Source organism: Pseudomonas sp. X10, assembly GCF_054889225.1.
This window is the reverse complement of sequence record NZ_CM142677.1, coordinates 4,518,371-4,537,597: the sequence shown is the minus strand read 5'-3', so window position 1 is coordinate 4,537,597 and position 19,227 is coordinate 4,518,371. Positions and strand designations below refer to the sequence as shown.

At 63.5% G+C, this 19,227-nt stretch carries 14 protein-coding genes; 1 reads left to right on the top strand and 13 read right to left on the bottom strand.

Going from position 1 to position 19,227, the window contains the following annotated elements:
• Positions 1-9 precede the first annotated feature (9 nt).
• The 9 genes from ACYU03_RS20660 to arcD (ACYU03_RS20620) form a co-directional block, all read right to left on the bottom strand.
• Positions 10-1,386, bottom strand: a complete 1,377-nt coding sequence (locus ACYU03_RS20660) for an L-serine ammonia-lyase (RefSeq protein ID WP_461886487.1) — start codon at positions 1,384-1,386, stop codon at positions 10-12.
• A 129-nt stretch (positions 1,387-1,515) separates the two neighbouring features.
• The gene (gene gcvP, locus ACYU03_RS20655; RefSeq protein ID WP_461886485.1) at positions 1,516-4,371 is read right to left on the bottom strand and encodes an aminomethyl-transferring glycine dehydrogenase; all 2,856 of its coding nucleotides are present in this window, start codon (positions 4,369-4,371) and stop codon (positions 1,516-1,518) included.
• Positions 4,372-4,380: 9 nt separating this feature from the next.
• Complete coding sequence (gene gcvH, locus ACYU03_RS20650; protein ID WP_461886483.1) at positions 4,381-4,764, bottom strand: glycine cleavage system protein GcvH; 384 nt, start codon at positions 4,762-4,764, stop codon at positions 4,381-4,383.
• 276 nt (positions 4,765-5,040) lie between these two features.
• Positions 5,041-6,549 (bottom strand): sigma-54-dependent transcriptional regulator, encoded by a 1,509-nt coding sequence (locus ACYU03_RS20645; protein ID WP_461886481.1) that lies wholly within the window; start codon positions 6,547-6,549, stop codon positions 5,041-5,043.
• A gap of 119 nt (positions 6,550-6,668) precedes the next feature.
• Complete coding sequence (locus tag ACYU03_RS20640; RefSeq protein ID WP_461886479.1) at positions 6,669-7,028, bottom strand: DUF5064 family protein; 360 nt, start codon at positions 7,026-7,028, stop codon at positions 6,669-6,671.
• 55 nt (positions 7,029-7,083) lie between these two features.
• Complete coding sequence (gene arcC / locus ACYU03_RS20635; protein WP_461886478.1) at positions 7,084-8,019, bottom strand: carbamate kinase; 936 nt, start codon at positions 8,017-8,019, stop codon at positions 7,084-7,086.
• Between the two features lie 137 nt (positions 8,020-8,156).
• Positions 8,157-9,167 carry an ornithine carbamoyltransferase gene (locus ACYU03_RS20630; RefSeq protein ID WP_461886477.1) on the bottom strand — a complete coding sequence of 337 codons (1,011 nt, stop codon included), beginning with the start codon at positions 9,165-9,167 and terminating at the stop codon, positions 8,157-8,159.
• A 68-nt stretch (positions 9,168-9,235) separates the two neighbouring features.
• Positions 9,236-10,492 (bottom strand): arginine deiminase, encoded by a 1,257-nt coding sequence (gene arcA, locus ACYU03_RS20625; RefSeq protein ID WP_461886476.1) that lies wholly within the window; start codon positions 10,490-10,492, stop codon positions 9,236-9,238.
• A 32-nt stretch (positions 10,493-10,524) separates the two neighbouring features.
• Positions 10,525-11,952, bottom strand: coding sequence for an arginine-ornithine antiporter (gene arcD, locus ACYU03_RS20620; RefSeq protein ID WP_461886475.1), 1,428 nt, complete (start codon positions 11,950-11,952; stop codon positions 10,525-10,527).
• Between the two features lie 436 nt (positions 11,953-12,388).
• Here arcD (ACYU03_RS20620) and arcD (ACYU03_RS20615) point away from each other — a divergent pair, with 436 nt between their 5' ends.
• The gene (gene arcD, locus ACYU03_RS20615; protein WP_461886474.1) at positions 12,389-13,816 is read left to right on the top strand and encodes an arginine-ornithine antiporter; all 1,428 of its coding nucleotides are present in this window, start codon (positions 12,389-12,391) and stop codon (positions 13,814-13,816) included.
• Between the two features lie 66 nt (positions 13,817-13,882).
• On the opposite strand, the gene ACYU03_RS20610 is transcribed toward arcD (ACYU03_RS20615), so the two are convergent.
• The 4 genes from ACYU03_RS20610 to ACYU03_RS20595 all read right to left on the bottom strand — a co-directional run bounded on the left by ACYU03_RS20610 (position 13,883) and on the right by ACYU03_RS20595 (position 19,171).
• Complete coding sequence (locus ACYU03_RS20610) at positions 13,883-15,232, bottom strand: CoA transferase (RefSeq protein WP_461886473.1); 1,350 nt, start codon at positions 15,230-15,232, stop codon at positions 13,883-13,885.
• A 76-nt stretch (positions 15,233-15,308) separates the two neighbouring features.
• On the bottom strand, positions 15,309-15,722 hold the full coding sequence (locus tag ACYU03_RS20605) for a YbaN family protein (RefSeq protein ID WP_461886472.1): 414 nt from the start codon (positions 15,720-15,722) through the stop codon (positions 15,309-15,311).
• 71 nt (positions 15,723-15,793) lie between these two features.
• Positions 15,794-16,402, bottom strand: a complete 609-nt coding sequence (locus ACYU03_RS20600) for a biliverdin-producing heme oxygenase (RefSeq protein ID WP_461886471.1) — start codon at positions 16,400-16,402, stop codon at positions 15,794-15,796.
• Between the two features lie 168 nt (positions 16,403-16,570).
• Entirely contained in the window at positions 16,571-19,171 is a 2,601-nt protein-coding gene (locus ACYU03_RS20595; protein WP_461886470.1) for a TonB-dependent receptor, read from the bottom strand.
• Between the last annotated feature and the right edge of the window lie 56 nt (positions 19,172-19,227).

Sequence of the window (19,227 nt, the reverse complement as noted above, 5' to 3'; positions counted from 1 at the left end):
TGTAGAGGGTCAACATTCGATGATGTTGACGGCCAGACCGCCGCGAGCGGTCTCCTTGTACTTGCTTTTCATGTCGGCGCCGGTTTGGCGCATGGTGCGGATGACCTTGTCCAGCGAGACGTAGTGTTGCCCATCGCCACGCAGGGCCATGCGCACCGCATTGATGGCCTTGACCGAGCCCATGGCGTTGCGCTCGATGCAAGGCACTTGGACCAGCCCGCCGATGGGGTCGCAGGTCAGGCCCAGGTTGTGCTCCATACCGATTTCGGCGGCGTTCTCGACTTGCTGCGGCGTGCCGCCCATGACCTCGCAGAGTGCGCCAGCGGCCATCGAGCAGGCCACGCCTACCTCGCCCTGGCAGCCAACCTCGGCGCCGGAGATCGAGGCGTTCTCCTTGTAGAGGATGCCGATCGCCGCAGCGGTGAGCAGGAAGCGCACCACCCCGTCCTCGTTAGCACCGGGGATGAAGCGCATGTAGTAGTGCAATACCGCCGGGACAATGCCCGCCGCACCGTTGGTCGGCGCCGTGACCACGCGTCCTCCGAAGGCGTTTTCCTCGTTCACCGCCAAGGCGTAGAGGTTGACCCAGTCGAGTACTGTCAGGGCATCACGCAGGCTCGCTTCCGGGTGCTGGCACAGTTGCCGGTACAGCCCTGCGGCACGCCGCTTGACCTTGAGTCCACCGGGCAGGATGCCTTCATGGTGGCAGCCAGCGTCGACACAGTCCTGCATCACCTGCCAGATGCGCAGCAGGCCGGCGCGGGTCTCGCTTTCCGGGCGCCAGGCGGCTTCGTTGGCCAGCATCACCTGGCTGAACGACAACTGCTGCGCGGTGCAATGGGCGAGCAGCTCCTTGGCGGTCTTGAACGGATAGGGCAGGAGCGTGCTGTCTTCAACGATGCGGTCCTGCCCTGCGGCGGCTTCATCGACCACGAAGCCGCCACCTACCGAGTAGTACTCGCGGCTGCGGACTTGCAGGCCGGCGCTGTCGAAGGCACGGAAGATCATGCCGTTGGGATGGAAGGCCAGGGGTTTGCGGATCATCGCCAGGTGCTGCTTTTCATTGAACGCGATCTCGTGTTCGCCGAGCAGCTTGAGGCGGCCGCTGTCGCGGATCGCCTGCAGGCGGGCGGGGATCGATTCGGTATCGACGGTGTCTGGGTGTTCACCCTCGAAACCGAGCAGCACAGCCTTGTCGCTGCCGTGGCCCTTGCCGGTCGCGCCGAGCGAGCCGTACAGCTCGGCCTTGACGCTGACCGTGCTGGCCAGCAGGCCGTCGCGGCGCAGTCCTTCGGCGAAGCGTGCAGCGGCGCGCATTGGCCCGACAGTGTGGGAGCTGGAGGGGCCGATGCCGATCTTGAACAGGTCGAAGACGCTCAGTGACATGGTCGTACCTCCGGGTGGCAGGGCCTGTCCGTAATGCAGGGGCTGGCGCTGGACTTGTAGGAGCGCCGAACTGCCGCTCCTACAAGAGTCGTGGCGACTTTGCCAAGGCGCCACACGAAAACGCCGGTGTCAGGCGTCCTGGTAGCTCTCGATCGACGGGCAGGCGCAGACCAGGTTGCGGTCGCCGAACACGTTGTCGACCCGGCCGACCGGTGGCCAGTACTTGCCTTCCACCAGGCTCGGCAGCGGATACACCGCTTGTTCGCGACTGTAGCCATGCGGCCATTCGCCTGCCAGCTCCGCGGCGGTGTGCGGGGCGTTCTTCAACGGGTTGTCGTCCTTGTCCAGGCTGCCGTTCTCCACTGCGCGGATCTCTTCGCGGATGCGGATCATGGCGTCACAGAAGCGGTCCAGCTCCTCTTTAGACTCGCTTTCGGTCGGTTCGATCATTAATGTGCCGGCCACCGGGAAGGACATGGTCGGGGCGTGGAAGCCGAAGTCGATCAGGCGCTTGGCCACGTCATCGACGCTGATGCCGCTGCTGTCCTTGAGCGGACGCAGGTCGAGGATGCACTCGTGCGCCACCAGGCCATTGCTGCCGCTGTACAGGACAGGATAGTGCTCTTCCAGGCGGCGGGCGATGTAGTTGGCGTTGAGGATGGCCATCTGCGAGGCACGCTTGAGGCCGGCACCACCCATCATGCGGATGTACATCCAGGTGATCGGCAGGATGCTGGCGCTGCCGAACGGCGCGGCGCATACCGCGCCTTGGTTGTTCTCCAGTTGCGCGTGGCCTGGCAGGAAGGGCGCCAGGTGCGACTTGACGCCGATCGGGCCGACGCCCGGGCCGCCGCCGCCATGGGGAATGCAGAAGGTCTTGTGCAGGTTCAGGTGCGAGACGTCGCCACCGAACTTGCCCGGAGCGCAGAGGCCGACCATGGCGTTCATGTTGGCGCCATCGATGTACACCTGGCCACCGTTGTCGTGGATGATCGCGCAGATCTCGCCGATGGCTTCCTCGAACACGCCGTGGGTCGACGGGTAGGTGATCATCAGGGCGGCAAGGTTCTCACGGTGCTCGGTGGCCTTGGCGCGCAGGTCGTCGATGTCGACGTTACCACGGGCGTCACAAGCGGTGACCACCACGCGCATGCCTGCCATGTGCGCGGTCGCCGGGTTGGTGCCGTGGGCCGAGGACGGGATCAGGCAGATGTTGCGGCGGCTTTCGCCACGGCTCTGGTGATAGGCGCGGATCGCCAGCAGGCCGGCGTATTCGCCCTGGGAGCCGGCATTGGGTTGCAGCGACACGGCGTCATAGCCGGTGGCGGCGCAGAGCATAGCTTCCAGTTCGCGGGTCAGTTGCTGGTAGCCCTGGCTCTGATCGGCCGGGGCGAAGGGGTGCAGGTTGCCGAATTCGGCCCAGGTCACCGGGATCATCTCGCTGGCGGCGTTGAGCTTCATGGTGCACGAGCCCAGCGGGATCATGGTGCGGTCCAGGGCCAGGTCCTTGTCGGCCAGACGGCGCAGGTAGCGCATCAGCTCTGTTTCGCTGTGGTAGCGGTTGAACACTGGGTGTTCGAGGATGGCCGACTGGCGCAGTAGCGCAGTTGGCAGATGGGGCTGGGCACTGGCGGCCAGGGCGGCGAAGTCAGGCAGGGTCTGGCCCTCGGCGAACAACTGCCAGAGCGCCTCGACATCGGCTTGAGTGGTGGTTTCGTCCAGCGACAGGCCGAGGTGGCCGGCATCGACCTGACGCAGGTTCAGGCGCTGGGCGCGGGCCTTCTCGTGCAGGCTGGCGGTGGCGTTGCCGGTGGCCAGGGTGAGGGTGTCGAAGTACGCCTCGGTCACCACAGCAACGCCCAGGGCCTTGAGGCCGGCGGCGAGGATCGCGGTCAGGGCATGGGTACGCTCGGCGATGGCCTTGAGGCCAGCCGGGCCATGGTAAACGGCGTACATGCTGGCGATATTGGCCAGCAGCACCTGGGCGGTGCAGATGTTGCTGGTGGCCTTCTCGCGGCGGATGTGCTGCTCGCGGGTCTGCATGGCCAGGCGCAGGGCGGTCTTGCCGAAACGGTCGATCGACACTCCGACCAGACGGCCGGGCATGTCGCGCTTGAAGGCATCGCGGGTGGCGAAGTAGGCCGCGTGTGGGCCGCCAAAGCCCAGCGGTACGCCGAAGCGCTGGGCGCTGCCGATGGCCACGTCAGCCTCGAACTCGCCGGGCGGGGTGAGCAAGGTCAGGGCCAGCAGGTCGGCAGCGACCGCGACCAGGGCGTTGCTGGCGTGGAAGCGTTCCACCAGCGCGCGGTAGTCGAACACTTCACCGTTGCTGGCCGGATATTGCAGCAGGGCGCCGAAGAAGGCGCTGGTGTCGGTCAGCTCGCGCTCGTCGCCGACCACCACCTCGATGCCCAACGGCTCGGCGCGGGTGCGCAGCACGTCGAGGGTCTGTGGGTGGCAGTGGACGGAGGCGAAGAAGGCATGGCTGCCTTTGTTCTTGCTCAAGCGCTTGCAGAAGGTCATGGCCTCGGCAGCGGCAGTGGCCTCGTCGAGCAAGGAAGCGTTGGCGATCGGCAGGCCGGTCAGGTCGCTGATCAGGGTCTGGAAGTTCAGCAGCGCTTCCAGGCGGCCTTGGGAGATTTCCGGTTGGTAGGGGGTGTAGGCGGTGTACCAGGCCGGGTTTTCCAGCAGGTTGCGCAGAATCGGCGCGGGAGTGTGGCAGTTGTAGTAGCCCTGGCCGATGTAGCTCTTGAACAGTTGGTTCTGGCCAGCGATGGCCTTGAGCGAGGCGAGGGCGTCGGCTTCGCTTTGGCCGTCGCCCAGCTCCAGAACGCTGGTGCCCTTGATGCTGTCGGGGATGACCGCGGCGCTCATGGCTTCGAGGGAATCGAAGCCGAGGGCGGCTAGCATGGCTTGCTCGTCGGCGGCGCGTGGGCCGATGTGACGGGCAATGAATTCGTTGGCAGTGCCGAGGTTGATGGTCATGGCAGTTCCTCAGGCGTCAGCGTTGGCTTTGATCAGGCGGTCGTAGGCATCCTGGTCGAGCAGGCTGGCCACGGCGCTGGCGTCAGCGGGAGTGAAGCGGAAGAACCAGCCTTCGCCCAGAGGGTCTTCATTGACCAGCTCGGGATTACCGTCGAGTTGTTCGTTGACCGCTACCACGGTGCCAGCGAGCGGCATGTACACGCCGCTGGCGGCTTTCACCGATTCGACGGTGGAGGCTTCAGCGCCTTGGTCGTAGTGCTGCAGTTCCGGCAGTTGCACATAGACCACATCGCCTAGGGCATTCTGGGCAAAGGCCGTGATGCCCACGGTGACACTGCCGTCGGCTTCGGCGCGCAGCCATTCGTGATCTTCGGTAAAACGCAACTCGCTCATGGAAACTCCTCAGGGAACGCAGGAAACGACGCAGGGGGCACGGTGAAATGCGCCGTGCTCTAGGTTGGTGTTCCCTAGCAATATTGCGGCCACATGAAAAATTTCTTTTAAAATCAGTCGGTTATTATTTTTGTCGAAAAAGCTGTGTAACGAAATCGCTACGCCTACACGCTGTAAAAAAAGACGTGATGGATCAAACCCTTGCGTAGCGGTGCCAGTACGGCTCTGTAGTGAATTCGTTACGGTGTATCGATTTCGATACGAATATTTAGCGGATCAAGGTTTTCCGGGGATGCCGTACTTGCGCAGGCGGTGGGCGATAGCCGTATGCGACGTCTGCAGGCGGCCGGCCAACTGCCGGGTGGAAGGGTAGCTGAGGTACAGGCGCTGCAGCAGGTCGCGCTCGAAGGCCTCCACGGCTTGTTCCAGGCTGGCCACTTCGGTGTCGTGCCCACCGGCCACCGAGGTGCCGGCAATGTCCAGATCACCGATATCGACCAGGTTACTTTCGCAGATGGCGGCGGCGCGGAAGATCACGTTCTGCAACTGGCGCACATTGCCTGGCCAGGGGTTGTCCAGCAGCGCCGGGTGGGTGGCGGGTGCCAGGCGGCAGAGCGGGCGTTGGATCTGGGTGCAGGCCTGCTGCATGAAGTAGTGCGCCAGCAGGAGGATGTCCTGGCCGCGTTCGCGCAGCGGCGGCACCTGCAGGTTGAGGACATTGAGGCGGTAGAACAGGTCTTCGCGGAAGGTGCCTTCGGCGACCATTTTTTCCAGATCGCGATGGGTGGCGCTGAGGATCCGTACATCGACCTTCACCTCACGGTCGCCACCCACCCGACGGAAGCTGCCATCGTTGAGAAAGCGCAGCAACTTGGCCTGCAGGTAGGGCGACATCTCGCCAATCTCGTCGAGGAACACCGTGCCCTGGTTGGCCAGCTCCATCAGCCCAGGCTTGCCGCCGCGCTGGGCGCCGGTGAAGGCGCCGGGAGCGTAGCCGAACAGTTCGCTCTCAGCGAGGTTTTCCGGCAGGGCGGCACAGTTCAGGGCCAGGAACGGCGCGGCATGACGGCTGCTGATGGCATGGCAGGCGCGGGCCACCAGCTCCTTGCCGGTGCCGGTCTCGCCGTTGATCAGCAGGGGCGCGTCCAGTGTGGCGACGCGCAAGGCCCTGGCCTTGAGGGTTCGGATCGCTGGCGACTCGCCGAGCAGGGCGTCGAAGCCTTCGGCGTGGTCATGGTGCAATGCCGAGAGGCGTTCGCCCATGCGGTTCGGCGGATACAGGGTCAGCAGGCCACCGGCATTGGTGATCGGCGTGGCATCGAGCAACAGGCTCTGGCCGTTGAGCTGCATCTCCCGCATCGGCAGGTGAAAGCCGTTGTCCAGCAGAGCCTGGAGCAGGCCGGGGTCACCGAACAGGTCACCGACCGAGCGCCCCGCCGACTCTCGCCCGCACAGCGCGATCAGCGCCGGGTTGGCCAGCAGTACGATGCCAGCGCTGTCCACTGCCAGCACCGGGTCGCTCATGGCCGCGAGCAGGGCATCGAGTTGCAGGTGGCGGCGCTGTCCGGGAAGGATGTCGACCACCTCCACCGATTGCACGCCATGGACATCGAACAACGCGTCGTGCAACTCCTCAAGCACGGCGGGGCTCAGGGTCGGGGCGTCGATATAGACGTTCGGCGGCACCATCTCCACGGCGTCCAGGTTGAGGTTGCGGGCACCGAGCAGGGCCAGGACTTCCTGGGTGATGCCGACGCGGTCGATGAAGCTGACGTGGATACGCATGAGAGAAGGCAGTGTCGGAACGAAGACGCGATAGCTTCAAGCTTCAAGCGACAAGCTGCAAGAAAAAAGCAGCAGCGCCACGGACTGCCTTACTTGTCGCTTGCGGCTTGCCGCTGCCTTCACTCCAGGTGCTCCGGCTTGACCGGGTCCCCCGATTTCACATCGAGCTGCTTGCGTACGTCTTCGAACATTTCGTCGTAGTACTTGTGCATCGAGCCGATGCTTGCGGTCTTGGGCATGCCATATTTCTGGGCAATGCGGGTGGCATGGCGGGCGAAGTCGAAGGCCTGGTCCTTGGGCAGGAAGAAGGTCTCGTCCAGGCTCTTGTCTTCGACGGAGCCATGCAAGCGGAACTGCATGCCTCGCCCTTCCTTGGGGTCCTGGGCGACTTCGTAGTCGATGTGCAGGTTGTAGCTATGGTCGTCCTTGGTCAGCGCATGGCGCTCGATATGCAGGTGGCCGGGTTCGAACTGGGCCATGGTGGAATCCTCCGGAAGGTTGAAACGGGCGGGCCTGAAAGCCCGCCTAGCGTATTCAACGGTAGCTGATACCAGGCGCCGAGGTGCTGACACGGGTACCTGCGGTGCCCTTGACGATCTCCTCGATGTCGGCTAGCGAGCCGATCACCGCTACCTTGCCGGTGTTGCGGGCAAAATCACAAGCGGCCTGAACCTTCGGCCCCATGGAACCGGCAGCGAAGCCGAGCTTCTCCAGTTCGTCCGGGTGTGCCTGCGCGATGGCTTTCTGGGTGGGCTTGCCATAGTCGATGTAGGCGGCGTTGACGTCTGTGGCGATCACCAGCAGGTCGGCTTCGAGCTGTTCGGCCAATAGCGCCGAGCAGAGGTCCTTGTCGATCACGGCCTCGATGCCTTGCAGCGTCCGTTTCTTCTCTGGGTCGTACATGGTGGGGATGCCGCCGCCCCCTGCGCAGATCACCACGCTGCCTTTCTCCAGCAGCCAGGTGATCGGACGGATCTCGAAGATGCGCTTGGGTTTCGGGCTAGCCACCACGCGGCGGAACTTGTCGCCATCGGGTTTGACGACCCAGCCCTTTTCCTTGGCCAGGTGTTCGGCTTCCTCCTGGCTATAGACAGGGCCGATGAATTTGCTCGGGTCCTTGAAGGCCGGGTCACTGGCATCCACTTCGACCTGGGTCAGCAAGGTGGCGAAAGGTACTTCGAAGTCCAGCAGGTTGCCCAGTTCCTGTTCGATCATGTAGCCGATCATGCCTTCGGTTTCTGCCCCGAGGACATCCAGCGGGTAGGCTTCGTCCGGCTTGTAGGACTGCGCCTGCAACGACAGCAGGCCGACCTGGGGGCCATTGCCGTGGGCGATGACCAGTTCGTTGCCGGGGTGGATTTTGGCGATCTGCTCGGTGGCGATCCGGATATTGGCGCGCTGGTTGTCAGCCGTCATCGGCTCGCCGCGGCGTAACAGGGCGTTGCCGCCCAATGCAACAACGATACGCATGGTGGGGTTCCTTCTAGCGAAGAGGGGAGGGGCGAAGGCTGTAGGAGCGGTCTGGCCCGCGATGCAGGTACCTCGCTGTGTCGGAGGAATCCATCGCGGGCAAGCCCGCTCCTACAGGGTTAGTGTCGGGCTGGCTGTCAGAGGTCAGCCAGGGTCGACACCAGGATCGCCTTGATGGTGTGCATGCGGTTCTCCGCCTGTTCGAAGGCAATGCAGGCCGGCGACTCGAACACGTCGTCGGTGACCTCGATGCCATTGGCCAGGTGCGGGTACTGTTCGGCGATCTGCTTGCCGACCTTGGTCTCTGAGTTGTGGAAAGCCGGCAGGCAATGCATGAACTTGGTCCGCGGGTTGCCGGTGGACTTCATCAGCTCGGTATTCACCTGGTAGGGCAGCAGTTGCTTGATGCGTTCGCCCCAGGCTTCGACCGGCTCGCCCATGGATACCCAGACGTCGGTGTGGACGAAGTCCACGCCCTTGACCGCGGCTTTCGGATCTTCGGTGAGGGTGATGCGCGCGCCGCTTTCCTCGGCGTATTTCTGGCAGCGCTCGACCAGGTCGTCATGGGGCCACAGGGCCTTGGGCGCGGCGATGCGCACGTCCATGCCGAGCTTGGCGCCGATCAGGAGCAGCGAGTTGCCCATATTGTTGCGGGCGTCGCCCAGGTAGGCGTAGCTGATGTCGTGCAAGGGCTTGTCGCTGTGCTCGCGCATAGTCAGCACGTCGGCGATCATCTGGGTCGGGTGGTACTCGTCGGTCAGGCCGTTGAACACCGGCACACCGGCGAACTTGGCCAGCTCTTCGACGATCTCTTGCTTGAAGCCACGGTACTCGATGGCGTCGTACATGCGCCCGAGCACGCGGGCGGTGTCCTTCATGCTTTCCTTGTGGCCGATCTGGGAGGAGTTGGGGTCGATGTAGGTGACGTTGGCGCCCTGGTCATAGGCGGCGACTTCGAAGGCGCAGCGGGTACGGGTGGAGGTCTTCTCGAAGATCAGGGCGATGTTGTTGCCCTTGAGGTGTTGCTGTTCGGTGCCGGTGTACTTGGCCCGCTTGAGGTCGCGGGAGAGGTCCAGCAGGTAACGCAGCTCGCGGGTGGTGTGGTGTTCCAGGCTAAGCAGGTTACGGTTGTGGATGTTGAACGCCATGATGATTCTCCTTGGATTCGGTGATCGGCCCGGCCGCGCCTGGTAAGCGCGGCCGGGGTGATGGTCGTCTAGTAATCGATCGGGTCGCGGACGATCGGGCAGGTCATGCAGTGGCCGCCGCCACGGCCCCGGCCCAATTCACCGGCACTGATAGTGATGACCTCGACCCCGGCCTTGCGCAGCAGGGTGTTGGTGTAGGTATTGCGGTCGTAGCCGATGACCACGCCGGGTTCCAACGCCACCACGTTGTTGCCGTCATCCCATTGCTCACGTTCGGCGGCGAAGCTGTTGCCACCGGTTTCCACCACGCGCAGTTCTTTGAGGCCAAGCACTTCGGCGACCACCTCGATGAAGGATTTGTCCTCACGGCGCACGTCCATGCCATAGGGCTTGCTTTCGTCCGGACGGATGATGAACGGCACGATCTCCTGGACCACTTCCGGGAAGACCGTGACCAGGTCGCGGTCGCAGAAGCTGAATACGGTGTCCAGGTGCATGGCCGCGCGGGATTTCGGCAGGCCGGCGACGACCACTTTCTCCACCGCGCCTTTGGCGAACAGGGACTGGGCCAGTTGGCCGATGGCCTGGCGCGAAGTGCGCTCGCCCATGCCGATCAACACCACCCCATTGCCGATCGGCATGACGTCGCCGCCTTCGAGGGTGGCCTGGCCGTGGTCCTGGTCGGGGTCGCCATACCAGATCTCGAACTGCGCTTCAGTGAACTGTGGGTGGTACTTGTAGATGGCGCTGGTCAACAGGGTTTCCTGGCGTCGCGCCGGCCAGTACATCGGGTTGAGCGTAACGCCACCGTAGATCCAGCAGGTGGTGTCGCGGGTGAATTGGGTATTGGGCAATGGCGGCAGGATGAAGCTGGAATGGCCCAGGTAATCGTTGTACATCTTGATCACGCTGGCGCCTTCGCTCTCGGGCAGATCCTGGCCGGCCACGCCACCGATCAGAAATTCAGCCAGATGACGGGCTTCCAGACCTTCGAGCCAGCTGCGCACTTCGTTGGTCAGGCCGACGCCGACGGTGTCAGGGGTGATCTTGCGGTCGAGGATCCACTTCAGTGCTTCGGGGTTCTGGACGGTTTCGGTCAGCAGGTTGTGCATTTCCAGCACTTCGATGCCGCGCTCGCGCATCTTGGTGACGAAGTCGAAGTGGTCGCGCTTGGCCTGGTTGACCCAGATGACGTCATCGAACAGCAGTTCGTCGCAGTTGCTGGGGGTCAGGCGCTGGTGGGCCAGGCCGGGGGAGCAGACCATCACTTTGCGCAGCTTGCCGGCTTCGGAGTGGACGCCGTATTTAGCTTTTTCCGTGGACATGATGCATTCCTCCAATTTCGTGAATACGGGGATCAAAGGGTCAGGAAGCCGTCGTACAAGCCGTAGGCGGCCAGCAGGGCGCCAGCGACCACGGCGGCGAAGATCAGCTTTTCCACATGGGTAAAGATCGGTTGGCCCACCTCGCGCTTGGCCTTGGCGAACAGGATGGCGCCAGGGGCATAGAGCAGGGCCGAGAGCAGCAGGTACTTCACGCCACCGGCATACAGCAGCCAGATCGCGTAGATCAGGGCGATGCCGCCAATGATCAGGTCCTTGCGCCGTTCGGCCAGGGCCTGTTCGTAGGTTTCGCTACGCACCGCCAGCAGCACCGCATAGGCCGCCGACCACAGGTAGGGCACCAGGATCATCGAGGTGGCGAGGTAGATCAGCGAGAGGTAGGTGCTGTTGGAGAACAGAGTGATGACCAGGAAGACCTGCACCATGGCGTTGGTCAGCCACAGGGCGTTGGCCGGCACATGGTTGGCGTTCTCGCGGCGCAGGAACTCCGGCATGGTATGGTCCTTGGCCGCGGCGAACATGATTTCGGCGCACAGCAGGACCCATGACAGCAGGGCACCCAGCAGGGAGATGATCAGACCGACGCTGATCAGCACCGCGCCCCAGTGACCCACCACGTGTTCCAGCACGGCGGCCATCGAGGGGTTCTGCAGCCCTGCCAGTTCCGGCTGGGTCATGACGCCCAGCGACAGCACGTTGACCAGCACCAGGAACAGCAGCACGGTGATGAAGCCGATGACCGTGGCCTTGCCCACGTCGGAGCGTTTTTCCGCCCGCGAGGAGAAGATGCTCGCACCCTCGATACCGATGAACACCCAGACGGTGACGAGCATCATGTTGCGCACCTGGTTCATCACGCTGCCCAGCTCCGGCGTGCCCAGCGCCCAGATGTCGGCGGTGAACACGTCGAGCTTGAAGGCGAACAGGCAGATCAGGACGAACAGCGCCAGCGGCACCACCTTGGCGATGGTGGTTACCAAGTTGATGAAGGCTGCTTCCTTGATTCCGCGCAGCACCAGGAAGTGCACGGCCCAGAGCAGGACCGAGGCGCCGATGATGGCTGCCAGCGTATTGCCTTCACCGAAGATCGGGAAGAAGTAGCCCAGGGTGCTGAACAGCAGGACGAAATAGCCGACGTTGCCCAGCCAGGCGCTGATCCAGTAGCCCCAAGCCGAAGAAAAGCCCATGTAGTCGCCGAAACCGGCCTTGGCGTAGGCGTACACGCCGCCGTCCAGGTCAGGTTTGCGGTTGGCCAGGGTCTGGAATACGAAGGCGAGGGTGAGCATACCCACCGCGGTGATGGCCCAGCCGATCAGCACGGCGCCGACACCGGCGCTGGCTGCCATGTTCTGGGGAAGTGAGAAGATCCCGCCCCCAATCATTGAACCGACGACAAGTGCAACAAGTGCACCCAGTTTTAGTTTTCCGGGAGAATCTGACATTGAATAACTCCATACCAGGAGAAAGTTGACGACAGAATAAATCCGACGCCGGGGTCATTCGCTGATGTAGATCAGTTCATGACAACATGAGGAGTAGAAAAACACCCCGCATGCGGCTCCTGGAGTGTGCCGACGGCATTGCCGCAGGCCTTTTGCGCTGGCACCTCCATGTTTCCCAAAGCGTTCGCTCTGCTAGCCTGCGAACCTTGAAGCTAGCCGCTTTTACAGCTTTCGCAAATTTTTACGAAGGAATTTTTTTATTGCTGTAGAGGCCCCGAAATAAACCCTGAAAGCGCGTTCTCCGGCTGTTGTGGCATAGACAAACTAGTTATGACTGCTATAGCTTTAATGGCTTCGGCTAATATATGTAGCGGGCGGCTTTATATAGATAGCAGAGGCGTTTCATTCAGGTTACAGCCGAAGAAAAGGAGGCCGTATGAGCGAACCGGGACAGAAGCTGCGTCTGGGTGCGCTGATCGCCTTGGTCGTCGGGTCCATGATCGGTGGTGGCATCTTCTCCTTGCCGCAGAACATGGCCGCGCGTGCCGATGTCGGCGCCGTTCTGATCGGTTGGGCCATCACCGCAGTGGGCATGCTGACCCTGGCGTTCGTGTTCCAGACACTGGCCAACCGCAAACCCGAGCTCGACTCCGGGGTCTATGCCTACGCCAAGGCCGGCTTCGGCGACTACATGGGCTTTTCTTCGGCCTGGGGCTACTGGATCAGCGCCTGGCTGGGCAACGTCGGTTACTTCGTCCTGCTGTTCAGCACCCTGGGCTTCTACTTTCCAGTATTCGGCGAAGGCAACACACCGGTTGCCATCGGCTGCGCTTCGCTGCTGCTCTGGGCTGTGCACTTCCTGGTGCTACGCGGGATCAAGGAGGCGGCCTTCATCAACCAGGTGACCACCGTGGCCAAGGTGGTGCCGTTGCTGATTTTCATCGTCATCGCCGCTTTGGCCTTCCGCGCCGATATCTTCACCCGGGATATCTGGGGGATGAGTAACCCCAAGTTCGGCAGCGTACTGGAGCAGGTGCGCAACATGATGCTGGTGACAGTGTTCGTGTTCATCGGCATCGAGGGCGCCAGCGTGTATTCCGGACGGGCGCAACGCCGTTCCGATGTGGGCAAGGCCACCGTGATCGGCTTTCTCGGCGTGCTGGCGCTGTTGGTACTGGTCAACGTGCTGTCGCTGGGGGTGATGACCCAGCCGGAACTGGCCGAGTTGCAGAACCCATCATTGGCGTCGGTGCTCGAACATATCGTCGGCCCCTGGGGAGGCTTGCTGATTAGCATTGGCCTGGCGGTGTCGTTGCTGGGGGCCTTGCTCTCCTGGGCCCTGTTGTGCGCGGAAATCCTCTTCGCCACGGCCCGGGACAAGACCATGCCGCGCTTCCTGGCGCGGGAAAACGCCAACCATGTGCCGGTCAATGCCCTGTGGCTGACCAACTGCATGATCCAGGGGTTCCTGCTGATCACCCTGGTTTCCTCTGGCACGTACACCAGCCTGATCTATCTGGCATCGTCGATGATCCTGGTACCGTACTTTTGGTCGGCGGCCTATGCAGTGTTGCTGGCGGTGCGGGGCGAGAGCTATGCCGGACACGTGGGGGCGCGGCGCAAGGACCTGCTGGTCGCCGGGGTCGCGCTGTTGTATGCGGTCTGGCTGTTGTATGCCGGCGGCCTGAAATACCTACTGCTGTCGGCCTTGCTCTATGCCCCCGGGGTGATCCTCTTCGCCCGGGCCAAGCATGAGCAGGGGCAAGCTCTGTTCACCACCTGGGAGAAGTTGATTTTCGCGGCGGTGCTGGTGGGGGCCGGGTTGGCGGCCTATGGGCTGTATTCCGGGGTGTTGAGCTTGTAGGACTGATCTTCAATCAAGGCCGCTACGGCCATCGTCAGTTGCGGCAGGGCCTGCAAGGTGTGTGGATCACCACTGCGCCGGCGCCGACCCCAGCGCGCAAGCGCCGCGCGCCCAGCGCAGTGTCGTTTCACCCACCGAGAGTGGTCCCTTGAGTCTTTGCGCCGGTCCCCAGGGCGTCTGCTCCAGGTGCGGATCGAGGTCCTGCTCTGACTCTGCAGCCAGTGGCAAATCATGGCTTACCGTACCGTGCTCGATCAGCAGTTTTGCCGTCCGCGCCAGCGACAGGCGTGCGCTGGCGCCGCGACCGTTGCGTAGGCGCTCGGCGAAGGCGTGTATTGCGGCTGCTGCCATCAGGTAGCCGGTGGCATGGTCCAGCGCCTGTACAGGCAGGGGTACTGGTCGCTCGGCTTGCCGCCAGCGCATGCCTTCGTGGGCGATGCCAGTGCTCATCTGCACCAGGCTGTCGAAGCCCCGGCGGTCCCGCCACGGGCCACTCCAACCGTAGGCATTGAGGCTGACGTCGATCAGGCCGGGGTTGAGCAGGCGCCGTTGTTCTGGCCCATAGCCCAGGCGCTCCAGGGCGTCGGCACGGTAGCCGTGAAGGAGGATGTCGGTGTTAGCCAGCAGGCGCTCGAATACCTGGCGGTCATCGGTTGCGCGCAGATCGAGGCGGGCGCAGCGCTTGCCCAGGGTGACTTCGGCGACCACCGCAGGCTCTTCCCACCCCGGCGGGTCGATACGCAAGACCTCAGCGCCGAACCCGGCCAGTAGCCGGCTGGCGGTGGGGCCGGCGAGGATACGGGTCAGGTCCAGCACCTTGACCCCTGCCAATGGCTGTGTGCTGGTTCCGGTCCAGCCGCGTGTGATGCCGGCAGGCCCCGGTTGTTGCAGGATCAGCGGCTCGGCGTTGACGGCCTGGCCCTGGGGGTGAGCTGACCATTGCCGCCAACTGCGCATCTGCGCGGCGCATCCACCAGCCTCGACTACCGCCCGCTCCAGTTCATTGGCCGGCCACTGCGCCACGCGCCGCAGGACCTCGGCACGTTCATTGGCTGCGCCCAGCACGCGCTCGACGGCTGCGCGATGATGCGGTGCGTTGGTGTGCAGGCGAATCCAGCCATCGCTCGTGGCATAGTCGCCGGCGATGGCGTCCCACAGGGGCGGTGCCTGCCAGCCCAGAGGGCGCAGGCTGCTGGCGAACCAGAACGAGGCCAGCCGACGGTCGACCTGCACCAATGGCTCGGCGCCGGTCTGTTCCTGCAGCAGCTTGGCCAGCGCCAGGCCTGCGACGGCGATGCTGGCGCTGGCCAACTCCGTCACGGCATAAGTCGAAGGCAAGGCGCCGCTGCCATGCCAGCGCACGGCGGCAGGGTCGAGAGCCAGTTCTTTGGCGATGACGCTTAGCAGTTGCTGCATGCAATGTCCTCCTCGGCAAGGTCATTGCATTACATCCAGGGCTAGCGGTCAAACCCTGGCTGGGTGGCCCGTGGCCCTAGCGTTGGATTCCGCTGCTGCAGGCGGTGTGGACGCGTTCCGGCCGCGACCAGATCCACAGGTTGCCCAGGGCCATACCGCCAATGGCCAGGAACACCGGCCAGCGGTGTTCGAGGAACACCAGCATCAGGCAGGCGCAGAGCAGCATGCTGAGGGTGGCGCTGACCTTGGCCCGGCGCTGGATCACCTTGCCGTTGCGCCAGTTGTGCAGGATCGGCCCGAACAGCCGGTGGTTCTCCAGCCAGGCGCTCAGGCGTGGCGAGCTGCGCGTGGCGGCCCAGGCGGCGAGGAGGATGAATTCAGTGGTGGGCAGGCCCGGAATGACGATGGCGACCAGGCCGATCCCCAGGCTGACATAGGCCAGGATAGCGAACAGCAGGCGGGACAGTTTCGAGGCGGCTGGGCGGGTCATGGGCTCGTTGACTGCAAGGCTTTTGCAGGTTGGTCAGGGCCGGCCGCCAATAGGGCGGCCGGGAAGGCGTATCAGGCAAGTTCCGCGTTCGATGCGTAGGCATGCTTGAGCAGCTCGGTGAAACGCTCGAAGGCAGCCACGGCACCACGTTCGGCGGCGGCTTCTTCCTCGGCGCTCAGCTCCAGGCCGTCAAGAATGCGGGTGAACTGCTTCCAGCCTTCGGCACGGCCACCGGCCGGCTCGCCCAGGTGACGGGCCCCGAAGCTGTCCGACAGGCCCAGGCCGACAGCACGCTTGATCAGAAACGCTGCGCCCAGTTTGGAGCCTTCGGAGACGAAGATCCAGCCCATGGCTTCACCCAGGCTGGGGTTGTGCAGGGCGCCGGGGACGGCAGCAGGTACATCGGTGTCGAGATCGGCCAGGTCCAGGCGGGCCTGTTCGGCTCGGCAGCGCTCGGCCAGGTCGGGCACGATGGCGATCAGTTGCGGGTCGTTGTACAGGGCCTGCAGCTCGGACTGGAACAGGTATTGGGCGACCACGAAACGGGCAAAGCTCTCGCGCGTGTCGAAGGGCGCATGGGATTTGACCAGGGCGTCGAGCTCGCTGTGCGGGGCGTGGGTCAGTTGGTTCAGGCGCTGCGAGCGCAGGCTGGCGCGCTCGGTTGTGTGGGCGGTGGTCATGGTCGATCCTTGGGAAGTAGACGTGTCTTCTAACAAGACGAAACAGAAGACGCGGGACAGTAAAAAAACCTCACCTCTGGTCGGCTAAAAATAGTGCGGGGCAAACCCGCTCCCATTTCCTCCAGTAGAGGGCATGGGAGCGGGCTTGCCCCGCGACCAGGGGATGAATCAGATATCCCAGATCAGGTTGATCGCGAAGTTGCGGCCCGGCATGGTCAGGCGGTCGAGGTTGGCGGGTTGGGTCACGGCGGCCTCACCCAGGCCGTCGTAGCCGCGCACCGAGTCCCATTGCCAGTACTTCTTGTCGGTCAGGTTGTACAGGCCGGCATTGACCGTGATGTCGTCGGTCACCTTGTAGAAGCCGGTCAGGTCTAGCACGCCGTAGCCCGGTGTACGGAACTGCGAGCTGGTGCCGTCGGGGGCGAAGAAGGTGGTGTCGTCGACACGGTTCTTGCGCTTGACCAGGGTCCAGCTGAGCAGGCCACCGTAGTTCTGCTGCTCGTAACCCAGGCCGATCACGGCGGTCAGCGGGTTGACGCTGTTGAGCGGTTGGCCGTTGTCGTCATTGCGGCCATGGGCGTAGGCCAGCGAGCCCTGGGTGTACAAGCCTTGCGGCGCACCGAAATGGTCGAGGTTCAGGCGGCCCTTGAACTCGGCACCCTTGATGGTGGCGTGCTTGATGTTGTTGGCCTGGAAGGTCGACTCCAGGTCAGCGGACTGCACGGCGTCTTCATTGATGAAGTCGCGGTACTTGTTGTAGAACACCGCCACGTCGAAGTTGCCGGCATCGAAGTTGCCACGCAGGCCGGTTTCATAGCTCTTGCTCTTTTCCGGTTCCAGGTCCGGATTCGGGCGAACGCTGTAGTCCAGGCCCGGGTTTTCGAAACGGCCATACAGGGCTTTGGCGGTCGGCGTGCGGAACCCTTCGGCATACTGGCCGTACCAGGTGTAGTTGTCATTGAAGGCATAGGTCACGCCGAACTTGGGCGAGACGCGATGCCATTTTTTGTCCGAGTCGTCGATGTCGCTCGGGGCGCCAGTGCTCGAGCCTTGCAGCGCGCGCAGGTACTCCGTGGTCATTTTCGGCTCGAGGCGAGTGTAGTCGTAGCGCGCGCCCGGCAGGAAGGTCCACTGGTTCCAGCGGATTTCGTCCTGGACGAACAGGCTGTAGGTGTTGACGGTCGGATCGGGGAAGTCGCTGACCAGGACCTGGCCGTCACGTGAGCTGTCCTGGCCGATGGCGGTACAGGATCCGCCTACGTTGAGGCAGGTGCCGGTGCCGCTGCGCGAGCCGGTGACTTTCTCATGCTTGAGCGTGGTGCCGTACGTCAACAGGTGTTCGGTTGGCCCGATGCTGAAGGCTTTGTCCAACTGGGCATCGAATACCCATTGACGGTCCTTGTAGGTGGTTTGCCGGTCACGGAAGACCTCACGCCCCGAGGCGAAATAAAGTTCGTCGGTGCGCTGGTCGGTCTTGGCGATCTGGTAGTTCAGGCTCCACTTCATGTTATCGACGAGCAGGCTGTCGAGTGCGAATTCGTGATTGATGCCGAAGCGTTCGCGAGTGACGGTGTCGTTGCCAGTCCGCATGCGATAGGAGTTCATGGCGCCAAAGCCCGGGATGAAGGGGCCGCCCACCGCGCTCAGAATGTTCTGGTCCCGATCATCCTTGTAACGCTCATAGGTGAACGCCAGGCGCGCGTCATCGGCATAGTTCCAGCCGACCTTGGCCAGTACGTTGGTCGTGCGTACGTCTTCGGGGTTGGCCTCGGTGCGCTCCAGGCCAGTGCCGCCGTGGCTACCATAGGACTCGGTTTCATGCCCATTGCGCTGGCTCAGGTGCAGCAAACCGTCGAAGTCGCCCTGGCGGCCAGCGACGGTGGCCGAGGTCAGCCAGCTCTCGTCGGCGGAGCTGTAGCCGGCCTTCAGGCGTGCGCCGACGTCCTTGCCGGGCTTGATGATGTCTTCTGGATCGAGGGTGAAGTAGCTCACCGCACCGCCAATGGCGTTGCTGCCGTACAGCACCGAGGCCGGGCCACGGAGAATCTCCACGCGCTTGACGATTTCAGGGTCGACATAGTTGCGCTGGGTCTGGGCATAGGGGCCGTAGAAGAAACTGTCGGGGATCGAGACGCCATCGACCTGGGTCAGGATCCGCTCGCCGTCGATGCCGCGGATGTTGTAGCCGTTCAGGCCGCTGCGCTGGCCAGTGCCGCTGACCGATACACCCGGTTCGTAGCGCACCAGTTCCTGGATGTTGTTGACGTTCTGCCGGTCCAGTTGCTCGCGGGTCTGTACCGAGACGGTGCTGGGTACCTGGCTGACATCCTGGGCGCTGCGGGTGGCACTGACGGTGAGTTGCTGCAAGGCGATGGCGTTGCTCGCCACCTGGCGCTCCAGCACCACGTTGCCGTTGCCGATCTTGCGGTAGTTCAAGCCGGTGCCGCTCAGCAGGTGGCGTAGGGCCGCGTCTGGCGTCAGCGAGCCTTGCACGCCCGGCGAGGACACGCCCTCGGCCAGCTCGGCGGAGAAGCCGACCTGCCAGCCAGTGACCTGGGTGAAGGCGTTGATGGCCGAGACCAGAGGCTGTTGGGCGATGGCGAAGCGGTAGTCGCCCATGCGCGGGCTGCTGGCCAGGGCAGGCTCCGCAGCCAGGGCTGGCAGGCTGCAGGCACCGCTGGCGAGCAGCGCCAAGGTCAGCAGGGACAGGCTGCAGCGCTGACCCATGCGGCGGGAGGAAGTGGACTGGCGGGTTGAACCTGTGGACATCGGATAGCGCTCCCTGTCGCGCATTGTTATAGGAAACGTCTGATTCAAAACAAGAA